This window comes from Glutamicibacter sp. FBE19, assembly GCF_015524875.1.
Taxonomy (GTDB): Bacteria; Actinomycetota; Actinomycetes; order Actinomycetales; family Micrococcaceae; genus Glutamicibacter; species Glutamicibacter halophytocola.
Genome location: NZ_JACKQN010000001.1, coordinates 422,195 through 435,010 on the forward strand (window position 1 = coordinate 422,195; position 12,816 = coordinate 435,010).

General features: G+C 62.5%; 12 protein-coding genes. 8 read left to right on the forward strand and 4 right to left on the reverse strand.

Annotation, left to right across the window (positions count from 1 at the left end; genetic code table 11):
- Positions 1 to 19 precede the first annotated feature (19 nt).
- The 3 genes from H6F58_RS01895 (at position 20) to H6F58_RS01905 (ending at position 2,889) form a co-directional block, all read left to right on the forward strand.
- Positions 20 to 847 carry a PspA/IM30 family protein gene (locus H6F58_RS01895; protein ID WP_075972516.1) on the forward strand — a complete coding sequence of 276 codons (828 nt, stop codon included), beginning with the start codon at positions 20 to 22 and terminating at the stop codon, positions 845 to 847.
- 127 nt (positions 848 to 974) lie between these two features.
- Entirely contained in the window at positions 975 to 2,063 is a 1,089-nt protein-coding gene (locus H6F58_RS01900) for a hypothetical protein (RefSeq protein WP_206693390.1), read from the forward strand.
- Entirely contained in the window at positions 2,044 to 2,889 is an 846-nt protein-coding gene (locus tag H6F58_RS01905; protein WP_146276551.1) for a hypothetical protein, read from the forward strand. The genes H6F58_RS01900 and H6F58_RS01905 overlap by 20 nt, the downstream gene beginning before the upstream one ends.
- A 313-nt stretch (positions 2,890 to 3,202) precedes the next feature.
- Here the strand turns inward: H6F58_RS01905 and H6F58_RS01910 are convergent, their stop codons facing one another.
- Genes H6F58_RS01910 through H6F58_RS01920 form a run of 3 tightly spaced genes read right to left on the reverse strand, consistent with a single transcriptional unit; the run spans position 3,203 to position 6,026 of the window.
- Positions 3,203 to 4,078 (reverse strand): DUF4097 family beta strand repeat-containing protein, encoded by an 876-nt coding sequence (locus tag H6F58_RS01910; RefSeq protein WP_195180975.1) that lies wholly within the window; start codon positions 4,076 to 4,078, stop codon positions 3,203 to 3,205.
- Positions 4,075 to 4,764, reverse strand: coding sequence for a response regulator transcription factor (locus H6F58_RS01915; RefSeq protein WP_195180976.1), 690 nt, complete (start codon positions 4,762 to 4,764; stop codon positions 4,075 to 4,077). The genes H6F58_RS01910 and H6F58_RS01915 overlap by 4 nt, the downstream gene beginning before the upstream one ends.
- Positions 4,752 to 6,026 (reverse strand): histidine kinase, encoded by a 1,275-nt coding sequence (locus H6F58_RS01920; RefSeq protein ID WP_195180977.1) that lies wholly within the window; start codon positions 6,024 to 6,026, stop codon positions 4,752 to 4,754. The genes H6F58_RS01915 and H6F58_RS01920 overlap by 13 nt, the downstream gene beginning before the upstream one ends.
- 128 nt (positions 6,027 to 6,154) lie before the next feature.
- Here H6F58_RS01920 and H6F58_RS01925 point away from each other — a divergent pair, with 128 nt between their 5' ends.
- Complete coding sequence (locus H6F58_RS01925) at positions 6,155 to 6,739, forward strand: GNAT family N-acetyltransferase (RefSeq protein WP_195180978.1); 585 nt, start codon at positions 6,155 to 6,157, stop codon at positions 6,737 to 6,739.
- 28 nt (positions 6,740 to 6,767) lie between these two features.
- Here H6F58_RS01925 and H6F58_RS01930 read toward each other — a convergent pair whose 3' ends face one another.
- Positions 6,768 to 7,526: a FadR/GntR family transcriptional regulator gene (locus tag H6F58_RS01930; protein ID WP_060702785.1), complete on the reverse strand. Its 759-nt coding sequence runs from the start codon at positions 7,524 to 7,526 to the stop codon at positions 6,768 to 6,770.
- 183 nt (positions 7,527 to 7,709) lie between these two features.
- Here H6F58_RS01930 and H6F58_RS01935 point away from each other — a divergent pair, with 183 nt between their 5' ends.
- Genes H6F58_RS01935 through H6F58_RS01950 form a run of 4 tightly spaced genes read left to right on the forward strand, consistent with a single transcriptional unit; the run spans position 7,710 to position 12,814 of the window.
- The gene (locus H6F58_RS01935; protein WP_195180979.1) at positions 7,710 to 9,230 is read left to right on the forward strand and encodes an ABC transporter substrate-binding protein; all 1,521 of its coding nucleotides are present in this window, start codon (positions 7,710 to 7,712) and stop codon (positions 9,228 to 9,230) included.
- Positions 9,231 to 9,257: 27 nt separating this feature from the next.
- On the forward strand, positions 9,258 to 10,205 hold the full coding sequence (locus tag H6F58_RS01940; protein WP_146276545.1) for an ABC transporter permease: 948 nt from the start codon (positions 9,258 to 9,260) through the stop codon (positions 10,203 to 10,205).
- Positions 10,205 to 11,056 (forward strand): ABC transporter permease, encoded by an 852-nt coding sequence (locus tag H6F58_RS01945; protein ID WP_146276543.1) that lies wholly within the window; start codon positions 10,205 to 10,207, stop codon positions 11,054 to 11,056. Before H6F58_RS01940 ends, H6F58_RS01945 begins: the two co-directional genes overlap by 1 nt.
- Positions 11,057 to 11,059: 3 nt before the next feature.
- Complete coding sequence (locus tag H6F58_RS01950) at positions 11,060 to 12,814, forward strand: ABC transporter ATP-binding protein (protein WP_146276541.1); 1,755 nt, start codon at positions 11,060 to 11,062, stop codon at positions 12,812 to 12,814.
- Positions 12,815 to 12,816 lie beyond the last annotated feature (2 nt).

Consider the following 12,816-nt stretch of genomic DNA (forward strand, 5'->3'; position numbering starts at 1 on the left):
ACGATGAAGGGGACGCACCATGGCACAGAAGCGCTCAATTTGGGCTCGAATTTTCGGTATCGGCAAGGCCAACGCCAACGCGGCACTGGACGCACTCGAGGATCCAAAGAAGATGCTGGACCAGACGGTCCGCGATTACACCAACAACATTGCCCAGGCTGAGCAGGCTGTTGCCCAGACCATCGGCAATCTGCGCATGGCCGAGGACGACCTGGCCAAGCTGAGCCAGGAAGCCACCGAATGGGGCACCAAGGCTGTGGCTGCCTCGAACAAGGCGGACGAATATGCCGCTGCCGGGGACGCTTCCAACCAGCAGAAATTCAACCAGCTGGCCACCGTCGCCATCCAGCGCCAGATGTCGGCGGAGAAGAAAGCTGCCTCGCTGCAGTCCACCGTCACCAGCCAGCGCGAAGTGGTCGACAAGCTCAAGACCGGCTTGAACTCCATGCAGTCCAAGCGCCAAGAGCTGGTAGCCAAGCGCGACGAGCTGGTGGCTCGTGCCCGCAATGCCAAGACCCAGACGCAGATGATGGACACCATGAAGGCCTTGGACTTCAGCGATCCATCCAGCGAGATCAGCCGTTTTGAGCAGAAGATCCGCCAGGACGAAGCCAAGGTCCGAGGCGCCCAGGAACTGGCCTCCTCATCGCTTGATGCGCAGTTCGCCCAGCTTGAGGATCTGGGGGCTGCCTCCGAGGTTGACGCCCGGTTGGCGGCCTTGAAGTCCAGCAACAATCCGGAAGACGTCATCGAGCAGGCGCCAGCCGGCCCAGAGCTGGAAGCCGCAGCACCTGATCTTTCCGAGGTTGAGGCACGGTTGGCCGCGCTGAAGAACAAGCAGGCCTAGTCCTCGGAGACCTCTTAAACGCTCCCGTAGAACACTCGCTGGGAAATCAGCGCGAAGTTCTGCGGGAGCTCTTTGTTCAGAAAATTAGACTGTTCCGTCGTTGACGGAGAGATGCTATTATCTGAACATGTCAACAGCCCGGGAGCTTCCCAAGCAGGTCACCGAGCGCATGCTCATCCAGGGATTGAAGCGTGCGCTTGAAGAGCGGCTTCCTGCTGGTTGGACAGTGGACAAGCCGCAAACGGCTAGCTCAGCGACGGCGGTTGACGCCCTGATGCGATTCTCCAGTCCTGCCGGAGAATCTGCTCGCATTGCCGTTAACACCAAGAGCGTAATTGATCCGCGAAATGTCGCACAGCTAACGGAACAATTGGTTTCCGGGCAGAGCGTGGGGGCATGGGACATAGGGCTAGTCGCTGCCCGCTACCTATCGCCTTCGGTGCGCAACAAGCTCACAGATTCGGGAATTTCCTACGTTGACGCGACGGGCAACATCTACATTCGTTCCGATGCACCAGCTTTATTCATTGCCGATCGAGGATTGGACCTGGATCCTTGGCGTGGACCTGGCCGTCCGCGAGGCAATCTGAAAGGCGAACCCGCCGCACGCGTGGCCCGTACATTGCTTGATGCGCCCGGGCCATGGCGAATGAGGCAGTTGGCCACCGCCGCCCGTACGTCCACTGGCTCCGCATACAGGGTGGTTGAGTTCCTGGAATCGGAAGCCTTGCTGGTGCGCAACGACGACTCGACTGTTGGAATCCCCGCGTGGGAACAACTCCTGCGCAGATGGTCCCTCGATTACGAGTTTCTTGCTACAAACGTTGTCACGCAATGGATTGCTCCACGAGGCATTGAGAGCGCAATCGGCTTGGCCTTGGCAACCGATCCCAGTACGTACGCGGTTACCGGGTCCGTCGCTGCCCAGGCGTGGGCCCCCTATGCGCCATCCCGATCTCTGATGGCCTATGCGCAGAACCCATCCGAAATTGCCCAACGTTGGGGCTTGCGCGCCACGGACTCGGGAGCAAATGTCTTGCTTGCAGAACCAGCCTATTCAGTGTTGACCGACGGTGCTCGCCAGCGGGAGGATGGCTTGAGCATTGCCGCGCCTACGCAGGTGGCCGTGGACCTCCTGACCGGTCCAGGGCGCGCTCCTGGCGAAGCAGAAGAACTCATCAGATGGATGGCGGCCAATGAGTCCTTATGGCGGTGATTCTCCTGGCCTTCTCGTTCGTGCGCGCGCAGGCCTGTTAGACGCGCTTCAAGCACTGGAGGGCCAACGCGATGCATTGGTAGTGATTGGCGCGCAGGCGGTCTACCTGCGCACTGGGGAGCTTGACGTCGCACTGGCTCCGGCGACGAACGATAGCGATTTTTCGCTGGATCCACGTCTTCTGCAAGACGATCCACGAATCGAACAAGCCATGCGGCGCGCAGGGTTTTTGCCAAGTGCTCAACCCGGATCGTGGCTGCGTGAGGATGGGATCCCTGTGGATCTGATGGTTCCCCGGAAACTGGCTGGGTCGGGTCGACGAAGCGTCAGCATCCCGCCTCATGATAAATTTTCAGCCCGGCAAACACGGGGTATCGAAGCCACACTTGTCGACTTCGATGTTCAAGAGATTACCTCGCTGGACCTTGCCGACAACCGGTCGATTTCTGCAAAAGTTGCGGGGCCAGCTGCGCTTCTAGTGGCAAAAATTCACAAGATCGTCGAACGTCTTCAAACTCCCATGCGCTCGAACGACAAAGACGCCCACGATTCGTATCGAATACTCCGAAGCGTAGAAACATCAGAACTTCGGAACCGGTTTTTGAGTCTTTTGAACGACGAATTGAGCCAGCAATCCACCATGGAAGCTCTGGTCTATCTCAGAGAGCATTTCGCGGCTGGTCCAGAATCGGCTGGTTCCATGATGGCCGGTCGAGCTGAAGCTGGGCTCGGTGATCCTTCGCAGGTTTCCCTGTCGGTAGCGTTCTTGGCAGAAGATCTCATCAATGCACTCGTCGATGGCGGGATAGCGATCAGACGGCAGTAAAACCCGGTGCTTGCCGGCATCGCCGAAAACTTCTTCACAGGCAGGTGCGAGGCTGAGGTTGCTAGACAAAAGAGTGCTACACGGGGATAGCAGCTTCAGGCCAATATGCTGTTCCGCTTGGCAGATCCCGATTTTCGGGTCTCGCCAGGACGGCAATTCCGATCATGATGCGAAGTTCTGCTGATCGCGGTCTGAGTTGCCCAGCATCCTGTTAAACCCGCGACAGCGGGCGGCCGGGAAAATTCCCGCCGCCCGCTGGCCTGGTGGATGATTCTTGATCATTGGCAGCCCGCGCTGTTTTGCCAGGTCCTGGTTAGTTGTCCCAGGGGCCGGGGCCGGAGTCCTGCGGGTACAAGGTGGCATGGCCAGCTGATACATCCACCGAGATCTTGTTCGGCGAGTCCATCTCCGTGGCCAGCAGGTTGCTCACGTCCCCGGCCTCAACGCTCTGGCGCACATCGTAGGTGCCGCCGGGAAGCTCAAGATCCAGGGAACCTGCGCTGACCTTGGCGGTGATGTTCTGCGGTGCCGTTCCGGACAGGGTGCCCGAGAGCCGGCCTGCCGAAATGTCGAAGTCCGCTGTTTGCACATCTTCCAGAGATACGTCGGCCCGGCCCGCTCCCAGCTGGACCTTGGCCGACTGCGCCGTCCCGGTCATGTCCAATGCACCGGCGCCTACCTCGATCTCCAGGTTCTTATAGGAGCCGACAGCGTTGAAGTCTCCGGCGGCGAGTTCGAATGACGCATCCAGGCTGCCATCGTTCATTGACTCGGGCAGGGTCAGCACGGCGGTGTTTTCATCAAAGCCGCAGCCGAAGAAGCACCAGTCGCCCCAGGAATCCGGGGAGTCGACAACCAGCTTGCCGCCTTCGCGCTTCAGCTTCCAGTCCCGGGAGTTGGTGCTCTCCACCTCCAAGGTGGCTTCCTGGATCTTGGCAAAGCGCAGATCGAAGCTTCCCGCGCTGGCGGTGATTTGCAGGCCGGTGACCCCCTGGACGCTGGCGCTCTGCGTGGCGTTATCCCGGCTCAGCGCGGCAAAGGCGCTGCGTGCCGAGCTGATCAGCACGGTCAGGATCACCAGGCCGCCGATCACGGCAAGGATGATATTCAGCGCCGTGCCGTTGCCCCGGGGCTTGCCGTTGGGCTGTGGAGGAACCGGCGGCATTGGGGTGGTTTGCGTGTCAGTCATGATCCGTTCCTGTCTGTGTGGCTGGTGACCAGGTTGTGCATATGCGCCAGGGCGGCCAGCACACGCCGGTTGCCCGTTCCGTCGGCTTCCAGTCCGAGCTTTTGGAAGATGGAGGTGATGTATTTTTCTACGCTGGCTTCGGAGAGGAAGAGCAAGGCGGCAATCGCCTGATTGGATTTTCCTTCGGCCAGCGCGGCCAGGACGCTGCGTTCCCTATCGGTCAGCCGCTGCATCCGGTCATCGTGGTTCCGCCGGGTCAACAGCTGCGCCACCACTTCCTGGTCCAGGATCGTGCCGCCGTCGGCAATCTGCTCCAGCGAGGCGATGAACTCGCTGACATCGGCCACGCGGTCCTTGAGCAGGTAGCCGATGGCCCCGGACTGGGTGGAGATCAGCTCCGAGGCGTAGCGTTCCTCCACATACTGGGAGAGCACCAGCAGCGGCAGCTCAGGGTAGGCCTTGCGGATCTGCAAGGCCGCCCGGATGCCCTCATCGGTGTAGCTTGGCGGCAGCCGCACATCCAAGATGGCGATCTGCGGGAAGTCCTCAGCGGCGGCCGAGCCCAGGAAGTCCATCAGCCCGGTGGCATCGGGCAGGTCGGCGACAACGCGGTGGCCGCTGTGATCCAGCAGGCGCACCAGCCCTTCGCGCAGCAGCACCGAGTCCTCGCAAATCAGTACACGCATGGCACGCTCACTTCCACGGTTGTTGGTCCGCCGGCAGGGCTTTGAAGGTGCAGGGTTCCACCGGCTGCCAGCACCCGGTTGTTGATGCCATCCAATCCGCCGCCGGGGGTGATCCGGGCCGAGCCCACGCCGTTGTCTTCAACCCGCGCCCACAGGTGCGGCTGCCCGCTGGCTTCGCGCACCCGCACGGTGACCAGGCAGCGCTGGGCCCGCGAGTGCTTGGCGGCGTTGGTCAGCGCCTCGGCGATCGCGAAGTACACGGCCGCTTCGGCCACCCGGGGGTAGCGTCCCTGCAGCTGCACATCGAGCTGGACCGGAATATGCGAGCGGCCGGCGACCGCGGATAGTGCCGCGTCCAGGCCGCGGTCATCGAGCACCGAGGCGTAGATGCCGCGGGTTAGCTGGCGCAGCTCGGTAATGGCCGACTTGGTGGAGGCGTGGGCCTCGGCCACCAATTCCTTGGCCTGCTCGGGGTTGCTGTCGATCTGCTGATGGGCCAGGCCCAGGGTCATCGCCACCGAGACCAGCCGGGGCTGGACTCCATCGTGCAGGTCGCGCTCGATCCGGGTGCGTTCCACCTCGGCGGCGCGCACCGCGCCTTCGCGCTGCACCGTGGTGCTGCGCACCCGCTCGGTCAGTTCGGTTTCCCGGGCCAGGGACCCGATGATGCCGACGGTGATGCTGCGGTGCAAGAAGGCGGTGCCGATGACAAGTCCGGCTCCCGCGATGGCCAGCAGCATCAGCCACGGGGCCTGGGCGGCCGGGGTATGCAGCGAGAAGGGACCTGCCACAGTCTCTGCACTGGAAAGCGGAGCGAAGGAAATGATCGCGAAGTGCACCGTCCACTGCAGCACGCCGAGCATGATCGTGCCGGCGATGCAGGAGAGTACCAGGCTGCCCAGGGCCGCCCACATGCGCCCGTCGCCCAGCGCGCGGCCGAGGGTTCTCAGGTACTCGCCGAAGCCGGGGCCGCGGCGGGCCGGCCAGTGCAGCGGCACCGCGTCGATGCCGTAGAGCCCGCTGATACGCAGGATCTCCGCGCGGGCCACGGCGAAGAGGGTGGCCAGCAACGCGGCCAGGAAGAGCAGTCCGATGCCCAGCAGCGGGACCAGCCCTAAGCCCAGGGCCAGCCAGGCGATCAGCAGCGAAAGCCCGATCGTGCCGAAGCTGCCGAGCACTGCCAAATGCAGCAGGGTGAGGCCCAATTTCAGCGGAGGGCGCCCGGTTGAGGTGCCCGCGAGGGACCAGGGTGTCGAAGTCATAATTCAACAGTAGATTGCGCAGGTCAGTGCGGATACCGAGGGAACCGGAGAAGTTCATTAGGGAAAACCCGAACTTTTTCGTCCCCCGGGCTCTGGCCATCGATGCCGGTCAAGCGCAAGATGGTGGCATGAACATCGCTCCTGCCCTGAGAATTGAACCGCTGACCGAGCCGAGGATGCCGGATTTCGCTGCGGTAGTGAATCCCAATCACCGCGAGAAGCACTGCTGGTGCCTGTCCCATCGGCTCAGCGCCCAGGAGATCCGGGACCGCGGAGGGGAGAGCCGCTATGAAGCGATGTGCTCGCTGAGCCGCGAAAAGATCGCCCCGGGAGTCATTGCCTACCTGGATGGCGAGCCGGTGGGGTGGTGCAGCATTGCGCCGCGGGCCCAAATTCCGAGGCTGCAGAACTCGAAGCTGATTCGCCCGGTGGACGAGGTCGCGGTCTGGAGCATCATCTGCATGGTAGTGCGGGCAGGCTATCGGCGCAGGGGAGTGAATCGCCAGATGGTGCTCGGCGCGCTGGACTATGCCAAGAGCCTGGGTGCTCCGGCGGTGGAAGCATACCCGGTGGATCCCGAGGGCAGGATGGATCTGACCATGGCCTTTGTCGGGACCCGCAAGATGTTTGAAGAGGCCGGCTTCGAGGTAGTTGGCGTCAGCGATGCCCTGGCCAGCCGGCTGCCCAGGCTGATCATGCGCAAGATGCTGTGAGGTCCGGTCTTGCGGCGGCGGACCGGGGCTAGCGTTTCTCGGTGAGCGCCTTGACTCCCAGCAGGCCCTGTTCATCCAGGCTCTTATGGAAGTACGAAGAGATCGCTGTTCTGGCCGCGTCCCCAGCGGCCACCGGGTCGCCGGCCTCGATGGCATCGAAGATGGCGCGGTCCAGGGAGACGACCTTCTTCATTTCGCGGGTTTCATTATCCGCGTGGCTCATCTGGTCATTCATGACCTGCAAGATGGCGCCGGCGACGGCTTCGCCGCAGATCCGCAGGATGCTGTTGTGGCTGGCTTCCCATACGGCGGCGTGGAAATCCAGGTCGGCGCGGTTGAAGGAATCGGAGCCGGTGCCGGACTCGATTTCCATGCGCTCGATGGCATCGCGCATCGCGGCGAGCTGCTCCTCATTGTGCATGACTGCCGCCAGCTGGCAGGCAGAGCTTTCCAGCACGATGCGGAATTGCACCAGCTCGTCGAGCGACAGCGAGGAAATCCGGGTGAGGTTGGCGAAGGACCGGCCCAGATGATCCGTGGACACCGGCAGGACCACCGGGCCGCTGCGGCCTCCGGGCTTGGAAGCAATGAGCCCCTGGCTTTGCAGCACCCGGAGCGCTTCGCGAACCGTGGGGCGGCTGACCGAGAATTGAGCCATCAGCTCGCGTTCGCTGGGCAGATGCTGTCCCGGCTTGATCTCCTTGGACAGGATCGCTTCTTCGATCTGCTGGACTACCCGCTCGTAGGTCAACGTTGGCACGGCCGGCGTAAAAGTCAGCTTGCTCATCTGGTGCCTTTCCTGGATCGAAAACACTCGGTTGAGGACAAAGATATCCCAGCTGGCGCTTCAATGGCAGGCAAAAACGAAAACTTCTCTAACTGGTAAGACCAGAAAACTTAGTAGAAATATCAGCATGGATGGTGTTTCATGGATCACATCACTCATTGTCACGTTGAACGATGGAGAATCATGAGCGCGAAGAAGAACCTCTGCCGGTTGGTTACGACAGCACTTGTTGGCACGCTGGCCTTGAGCGCTTGCTCGGCCGGATCAAGCTCGACCGCGACCCAGGACGCCAGCCAAAAGTCTTCGGTCACCGTGGCGTTGACCGGCGAGCCGGTCAACCTCGATTTCACCACGACCGCCGGCGCCGCAATTCCCCAGGCGCTCATGTCCAACGTCTACGAAGGCCTGGTCGAGATCGACCAGGACGGCAAGATTCAGCCCTTGCTGGCTGAATCGTGGGAACTGGGTAACGGCAACAAGACCTATACCTTCAAGCTCCGCGAGGGCGTCACCTTCTCCAACGGAGAAGCCTTCACCGCTGATGACGTCAAATTCAGCATCGACCGGGTCAAATCCGAAGCCTGGGTTTCCAGCCTGAAAGCCAAGATGGACATCGTCGATTCGGTGAAGGTCATCAACGACACCGAAGTGGCCGTCACGCTGAAGAAGCCGAGCAACGCCTGGCTCTTCGACATGGGAACCCTGGTCGGAGCCATGTTCGACCCCAGCGGCGTCGAGGATTTGGCGAGCACCGCAATCGGCACCGGGCCCTATGAAATCGAAGCGTGGAACCGCGGCCAGTCGATCGACTTTGCCACCCGCGACGACTACTGGGGCCAGAAGCCAGCGATCGACAAGGCCACGCTGCGCTACTTCGCCGACGCGGTGGCAACGACCAATGCCTTGCAATCCGGGGACGTTGACGTCGTGTACAACATGCAGTCTCCCGAGCTGCTTTCCTCCTTTGAATCCAATGACCAGTTCCAGGTCCTCGAAGGAACGTCCAATGGCGAAATCGTGTTGTCGATGAACAACAAGAAGGCGCCCTTCGATGACAAGCGCGTCCGCCAAGCGGTCATGTACGCCATCGACCGCCAAGCGGTGGTTGACACCGCATGGAATGGCTACGGCACCGTAGTGGGCGGACCGGTTCCAACCACCGACCCCTACTACGAGGATCTCAACGACGTCTACCCCTATGACCCGGAGAAGGCCAAGCAGCTTCTGAAAGAAGCCGGGGCAGAAGACCTCAGCATCACCTTCACGGTACCCACCAGGCCTTACGCAACTGCGGTATCCGAAATCGTGGTCTCCCAGCTGGCCGATGTCGGCATCAAGGCCAGCATCGAATCCGCGGAGTTCCCGGCCGTATGGCTGGATCAGGTCTTCACGAAGAAGGACTACCAGATGTCGGTGGTGCTGGCCGTGGAAAGCCGCGATGTGCTGGCCATGTTCAACAACCCGGACTACTACCTGGGCTACGACAACTCGAAAATCAAGGACATCGCGGCCAAGGCCGATGCCGCCGATGAAGCAGGCTATGTCGCGGGCATGAAAAAAGTCGTGCGGACCATCGTGGACGACGCTGCGGCCGACACGCTGTTCATCTTCCCCAACATCGTTGTCGCCAAATCGGGAGTCACCGGCATCCCGGAAAACTCCGTCACCGAAGCACTGAACCTGACCGGGATCGGCTGGAACTAGCAAGCCGCCGTTTGAGGGGAAACGCTGATGGGACTTCGAATACTGATCAATGTGGCGAGGTTTGTCGTCACCTATGTGGTTGCGACCGTGGCGGTGTTCTTCTTCATGAGGGCCATCCCCGGGGACCCGGCGCAGATCGCGCTGGGCGTGAATGCAACGCCCGAGCTGTTGGCCAAGACCCGTGCCGAATTCGGGACGGACCGTCCGCTGATCGTGCAGTACTTCGATTGGGCGCTGGGCCTGCCCTTGGGCGACTTCGGCACCTCATACGTCACGCGGCAGGATATCAGCCCGCTGATCGCCGACCGGGTCCAAGTCAGCTTGATCCTTGTCATCATGGCAATGATCGTTGCGCTGGCCATCGCGGTGCCCTTTGGAACCTACGCCGCGGTCAAGCACCGCAACCCCAGCGGCATCCTGATCAGCGGGATCAGCCAGCTGGGCGTGGCGATTCCGAACTTCCTTGCCGGCATCCTGCTGGTTGTGGTGTTTGCCGTGGGCTTGGGCTGGCTGCCAGCCAATGGCTGGACCCCGCCGGGGGCCGACTTCGGCGACTTCCTGGCCCGGGTCATCCTGCCGGTGCTGGCGCTGGCCTCGGTCCAGGGCGCGATCCTGACCCGTTACGTCCGATCGGCAGTCATGGAAGTAATGAGCGAAGACTATCTGCGGACCGCGCGGTCCAAGGGGCTGGGCAAAATGCAGGCACTGGTCAAGCACGGGCTGCGCAATGCATCGATTCCCGTGCTGACCGTGACCAGCGTGCAGCTGGCGGCGCTGATCATCGGGGCCGTGGTCATTGAACGCGTCTTCGTGATTCCGGGCCTGGGTTCCATGCTGCTCGATGCCGTGGGAAATCGCGATCTGCTCACCGTCCAGTCGGTGGTGATGGTCCTGGTGGCCATCACATTGATCATCAACCTCGTGGTGGACGTGCTTTATACGATCCTGGATCCGCGCATCAGAAAGGGAGCGTAATGGCACAAGTACACGCTGTGGCCAAGCCCGCGAGGCGCAAGCTCTCGCCGACCTTGATTGTGGGCGGATCGCTGGTAGCGCTGGTGCTGCTCGCTGCGCTGCTCTCCTTCATCTGGACGCCCTACGATCCCATCCAGGCAGTCCCCGCCGACAGGTTGCAGGGCTCCAGCGCCCAGCACCTGATGGGCACCGACCGCTACGGACGCGACGTGTTTTCCGGGGTGCTCTACGGTGCGCGCATCACGCTGCTGGTCGGCCTGGTCGCCGTGGGCATCGCGCTGCTGATCGGCACCCCGCTGGGGATCCTGGCCGGGATGCGCGGCGGGGTGGCCGAGGAAGTCACGATGCGCGGCGCAGACATCCTGCTGGCCTTCCCGGCGCTGCTCGTCGCCATCATGTTCGGCGCGGTCTTCGGGGCCAGCACGCTCACCGCCATGCTCGCCATTGGCATCGGCTCGATTCCCGGATTCGCCCGGGTCGCGCGCAGCGGGACGCTGCAGGTCATGAGCACCGAGTACATCATGGCCGCCAAGGCTGCGAGCCAGAACGGCCTGCGGATCGCCCGGCGCCACGTGCTGCCCAACATCATCGGCATGGTGGTCGTCCAGTGCTCCGTTTCCTTTGCCATCGCGGTGCTGGCCGAAGCCGCGCTGTCCTTCCTGGGCCTGGGCACCCCTCCACCGGTTCCGTCCTGGGGGCGCATGCTCCAGGAATCGCAGCAGTTCCTGGGCACTTACCCGATGCTGGCGGTATGGCCGGGCCTGGCCATCGCCACGGCGGTCCTGGGCTTCACCCTGCTCGGTGATGGCCTGCGCGACAGATTCGACCCGAAGCTGAACGGAGAGCGCTGAACCATGGCTGACAACGACGTGCGCTCAAGCCTGTTGGACGTCTCCAACCTGGCGATCAAGACCAAGACCCGCACCTTGGTGGCCGATTTCAACCTGAGCATGAAACGCGGGGACCGGGTGGGCCTGATTGGAGAATCAGGTTCCGGCAAGTCGATGACCGCCTCGGCGCTGATGGGGCTGCTTCCCGAAGGAGCCAGCGCGCAAGGCTCGATCCAGCTGGCCGGGCATCCCGGAAATCTCGTGGACGCCAGCGACAAGGAACTGCAGAAGATCCGCGGCAAGGACATGGCCATGGTTTTCCAGGAACCGCTGACCGCGTTGAACCCGTTGATGAAGGTCGGGCGGCAAGTCGCCGAGATCATGACCACCCACAAGGTAGTTGCCACCAAGGCCGAAGCCCGCAAGCGTGCCGTGGAACTGCTGGCCTCCGTGAAGCTGCCGGATCCTGAACGCGCCGCACGGGCCTATCCCCATCAGCTCTCGGGCGGCCAACGCCAGCGCGCCATGCTGGCCATGGCCCTGGCCAACGACCCCGGGCTGCTCTTATGCGATGAGCCGACAACGGCCCTGGACGTGACGGTGCAGCGACAAGTGCTGGAGTTGATCCAGGAATCGGTGGCCGAACGGGGCACCGGGCTGCTCTTCATCACCCATGACCTCTCCGTTGTGGCCAACGTCTGCGACCGGGTCCTGGTGATGAACAACGGGCGCATTGTCGAAGAAGGAAGCACCGCCCAGGTCTTCAGCAACCCGCAGCACCCCTATACCCGGGGCCTGCTGGCGGCCTCGGACCTGAACGCGACCGATGCCGAGGGAAGGCTGTTCACCGTCGCTTCGGCCGCCGCCTATACGCCGCCCACCATCGAGGATCCGCAGGCACAGCCTCAAGCCCAAGCCGAGGCCGAGAAGCCCGCTGCGACCGCTGCCCCGCAGGCAGCCGCCGAGGGCAATCAGCTGGTGATCAGCGTCAAGGACCTTGTCAGAACCTATCCCGTGGGCCGCACGGCGCTCTTCGGCAAGCCCGGCGAAGTCCAGGCCCTGCGCGGAATCTCCTTTGACGTGGCCGCCGGGCAAAGGTTCGGGGTGGTCGGAGAATCGGGGTCGGGGAAATCAACCCTGCTGCGCATCCTGGCAGGGCTCGACCAGCCGACCTCCGGCAGCGTGCAGGTGGCAGGAAACCAGATTGCCGGAGCCAAGGAAAAGGACCTGCTGCAGCTGCGCCAGCAACTGCAGATCGTCTTCCAGGATCCCATGGGCTCCCTCGATCCGCGCATGAAGGTCAGGGACATCATAGCCGAGCCTCTGCTGGCACCGGGCCAAAAGGTGGACAGCGCAAAGCATCGCCGGCAGGTCGCTGAGATGCTGGGGGCCGTGGGGCTGCCCGCGGAGGCTGCCGAGCGATTCCCGCACCAGTTCTCAGGCGGGCAGCGGCAAAGGATCTCCATCGCCCGCGCACTGGTTTGCCAGCCCAAGGTCCTGGTTGCCGATGAGCCGGTGAGCGCGCTGGATGTTTCGGTCAGGGCCCAGGTGCTCAACCTGCTCTCGGATCTGGTCGACGATTACCAGCTGACGCTGGTCTTCGTCTCCCATGACCTCTCCGTCGTGCGCTACATCTGCGACAACGTGGTGGTGATGAACCATGGGCAGATCGTGGAGAGCGGAACCACGGAGCAGATCTATGGAAATCCGCGCCATGAATACACCCGGACATTGGTCAATTCGTCGATGTCACTTCGCGAGGAACTAGCCTCCCGCTAGGC

Bases quoted from the DNA above. Each gene is read 5' to 3' on its own strand.
- H6F58_RS01895 (WP_075972516.1), top strand. From the start codon at position 20: ATGGCACAGAAGCGCTCAATTTGGGCTCGAATTTTCGGTATCGGCAAG.
- H6F58_RS01900 (WP_206693390.1), top strand. From the start codon at position 975: ATGTCAACAGCCCGGGAGCTTCCCAAGCAGGTCACCGAGCGCATGCTC.
- H6F58_RS01905 (WP_146276551.1), top strand. From the start codon at position 2,044: ATGAGTCCTTATGGCGGTGATTCTCCTGGCCTTCTCGTTCGTGCGCGC.
- H6F58_RS01910 (WP_195180975.1), bottom strand. From the start codon at position 4,078: ATGACTGACACGCAAACCACCCCAATGCCGCCGGTTCCTCCACAGCCC.
- H6F58_RS01915 (WP_195180976.1), bottom strand. From the start codon at position 4,764: ATGCGTGTACTGATTTGCGAGGACTCGGTGCTGCTGCGCGAAGGGCTG.
- H6F58_RS01920 (WP_195180977.1), bottom strand. From the start codon at position 6,026: ATGACTTCGACACCCTGGTCCCTCGCGGGCACCTCAACCGGGCGCCCT.
- H6F58_RS01925 (WP_195180978.1), top strand. From the start codon at position 6,155: ATGAACATCGCTCCTGCCCTGAGAATTGAACCGCTGACCGAGCCGAGG.
- H6F58_RS01930 (WP_060702785.1), bottom strand. From the start codon at position 7,526: ATGAGCAAGCTGACTTTTACGCCGGCCGTGCCAACGTTGACCTACGAG.
- H6F58_RS01935 (WP_195180979.1), top strand. From the start codon at position 7,710: ATGAGCGCGAAGAAGAACCTCTGCCGGTTGGTTACGACAGCACTTGTT.
- H6F58_RS01940 (WP_146276545.1), top strand. From the start codon at position 9,258: ATGGGACTTCGAATACTGATCAATGTGGCGAGGTTTGTCGTCACCTAT.
- H6F58_RS01945 (WP_146276543.1), top strand. From the start codon at position 10,205: ATGGCACAAGTACACGCTGTGGCCAAGCCCGCGAGGCGCAAGCTCTCG.
- H6F58_RS01950 (WP_146276541.1), top strand. From the start codon at position 11,060: ATGGCTGACAACGACGTGCGCTCAAGCCTGTTGGACGTCTCCAACCTG.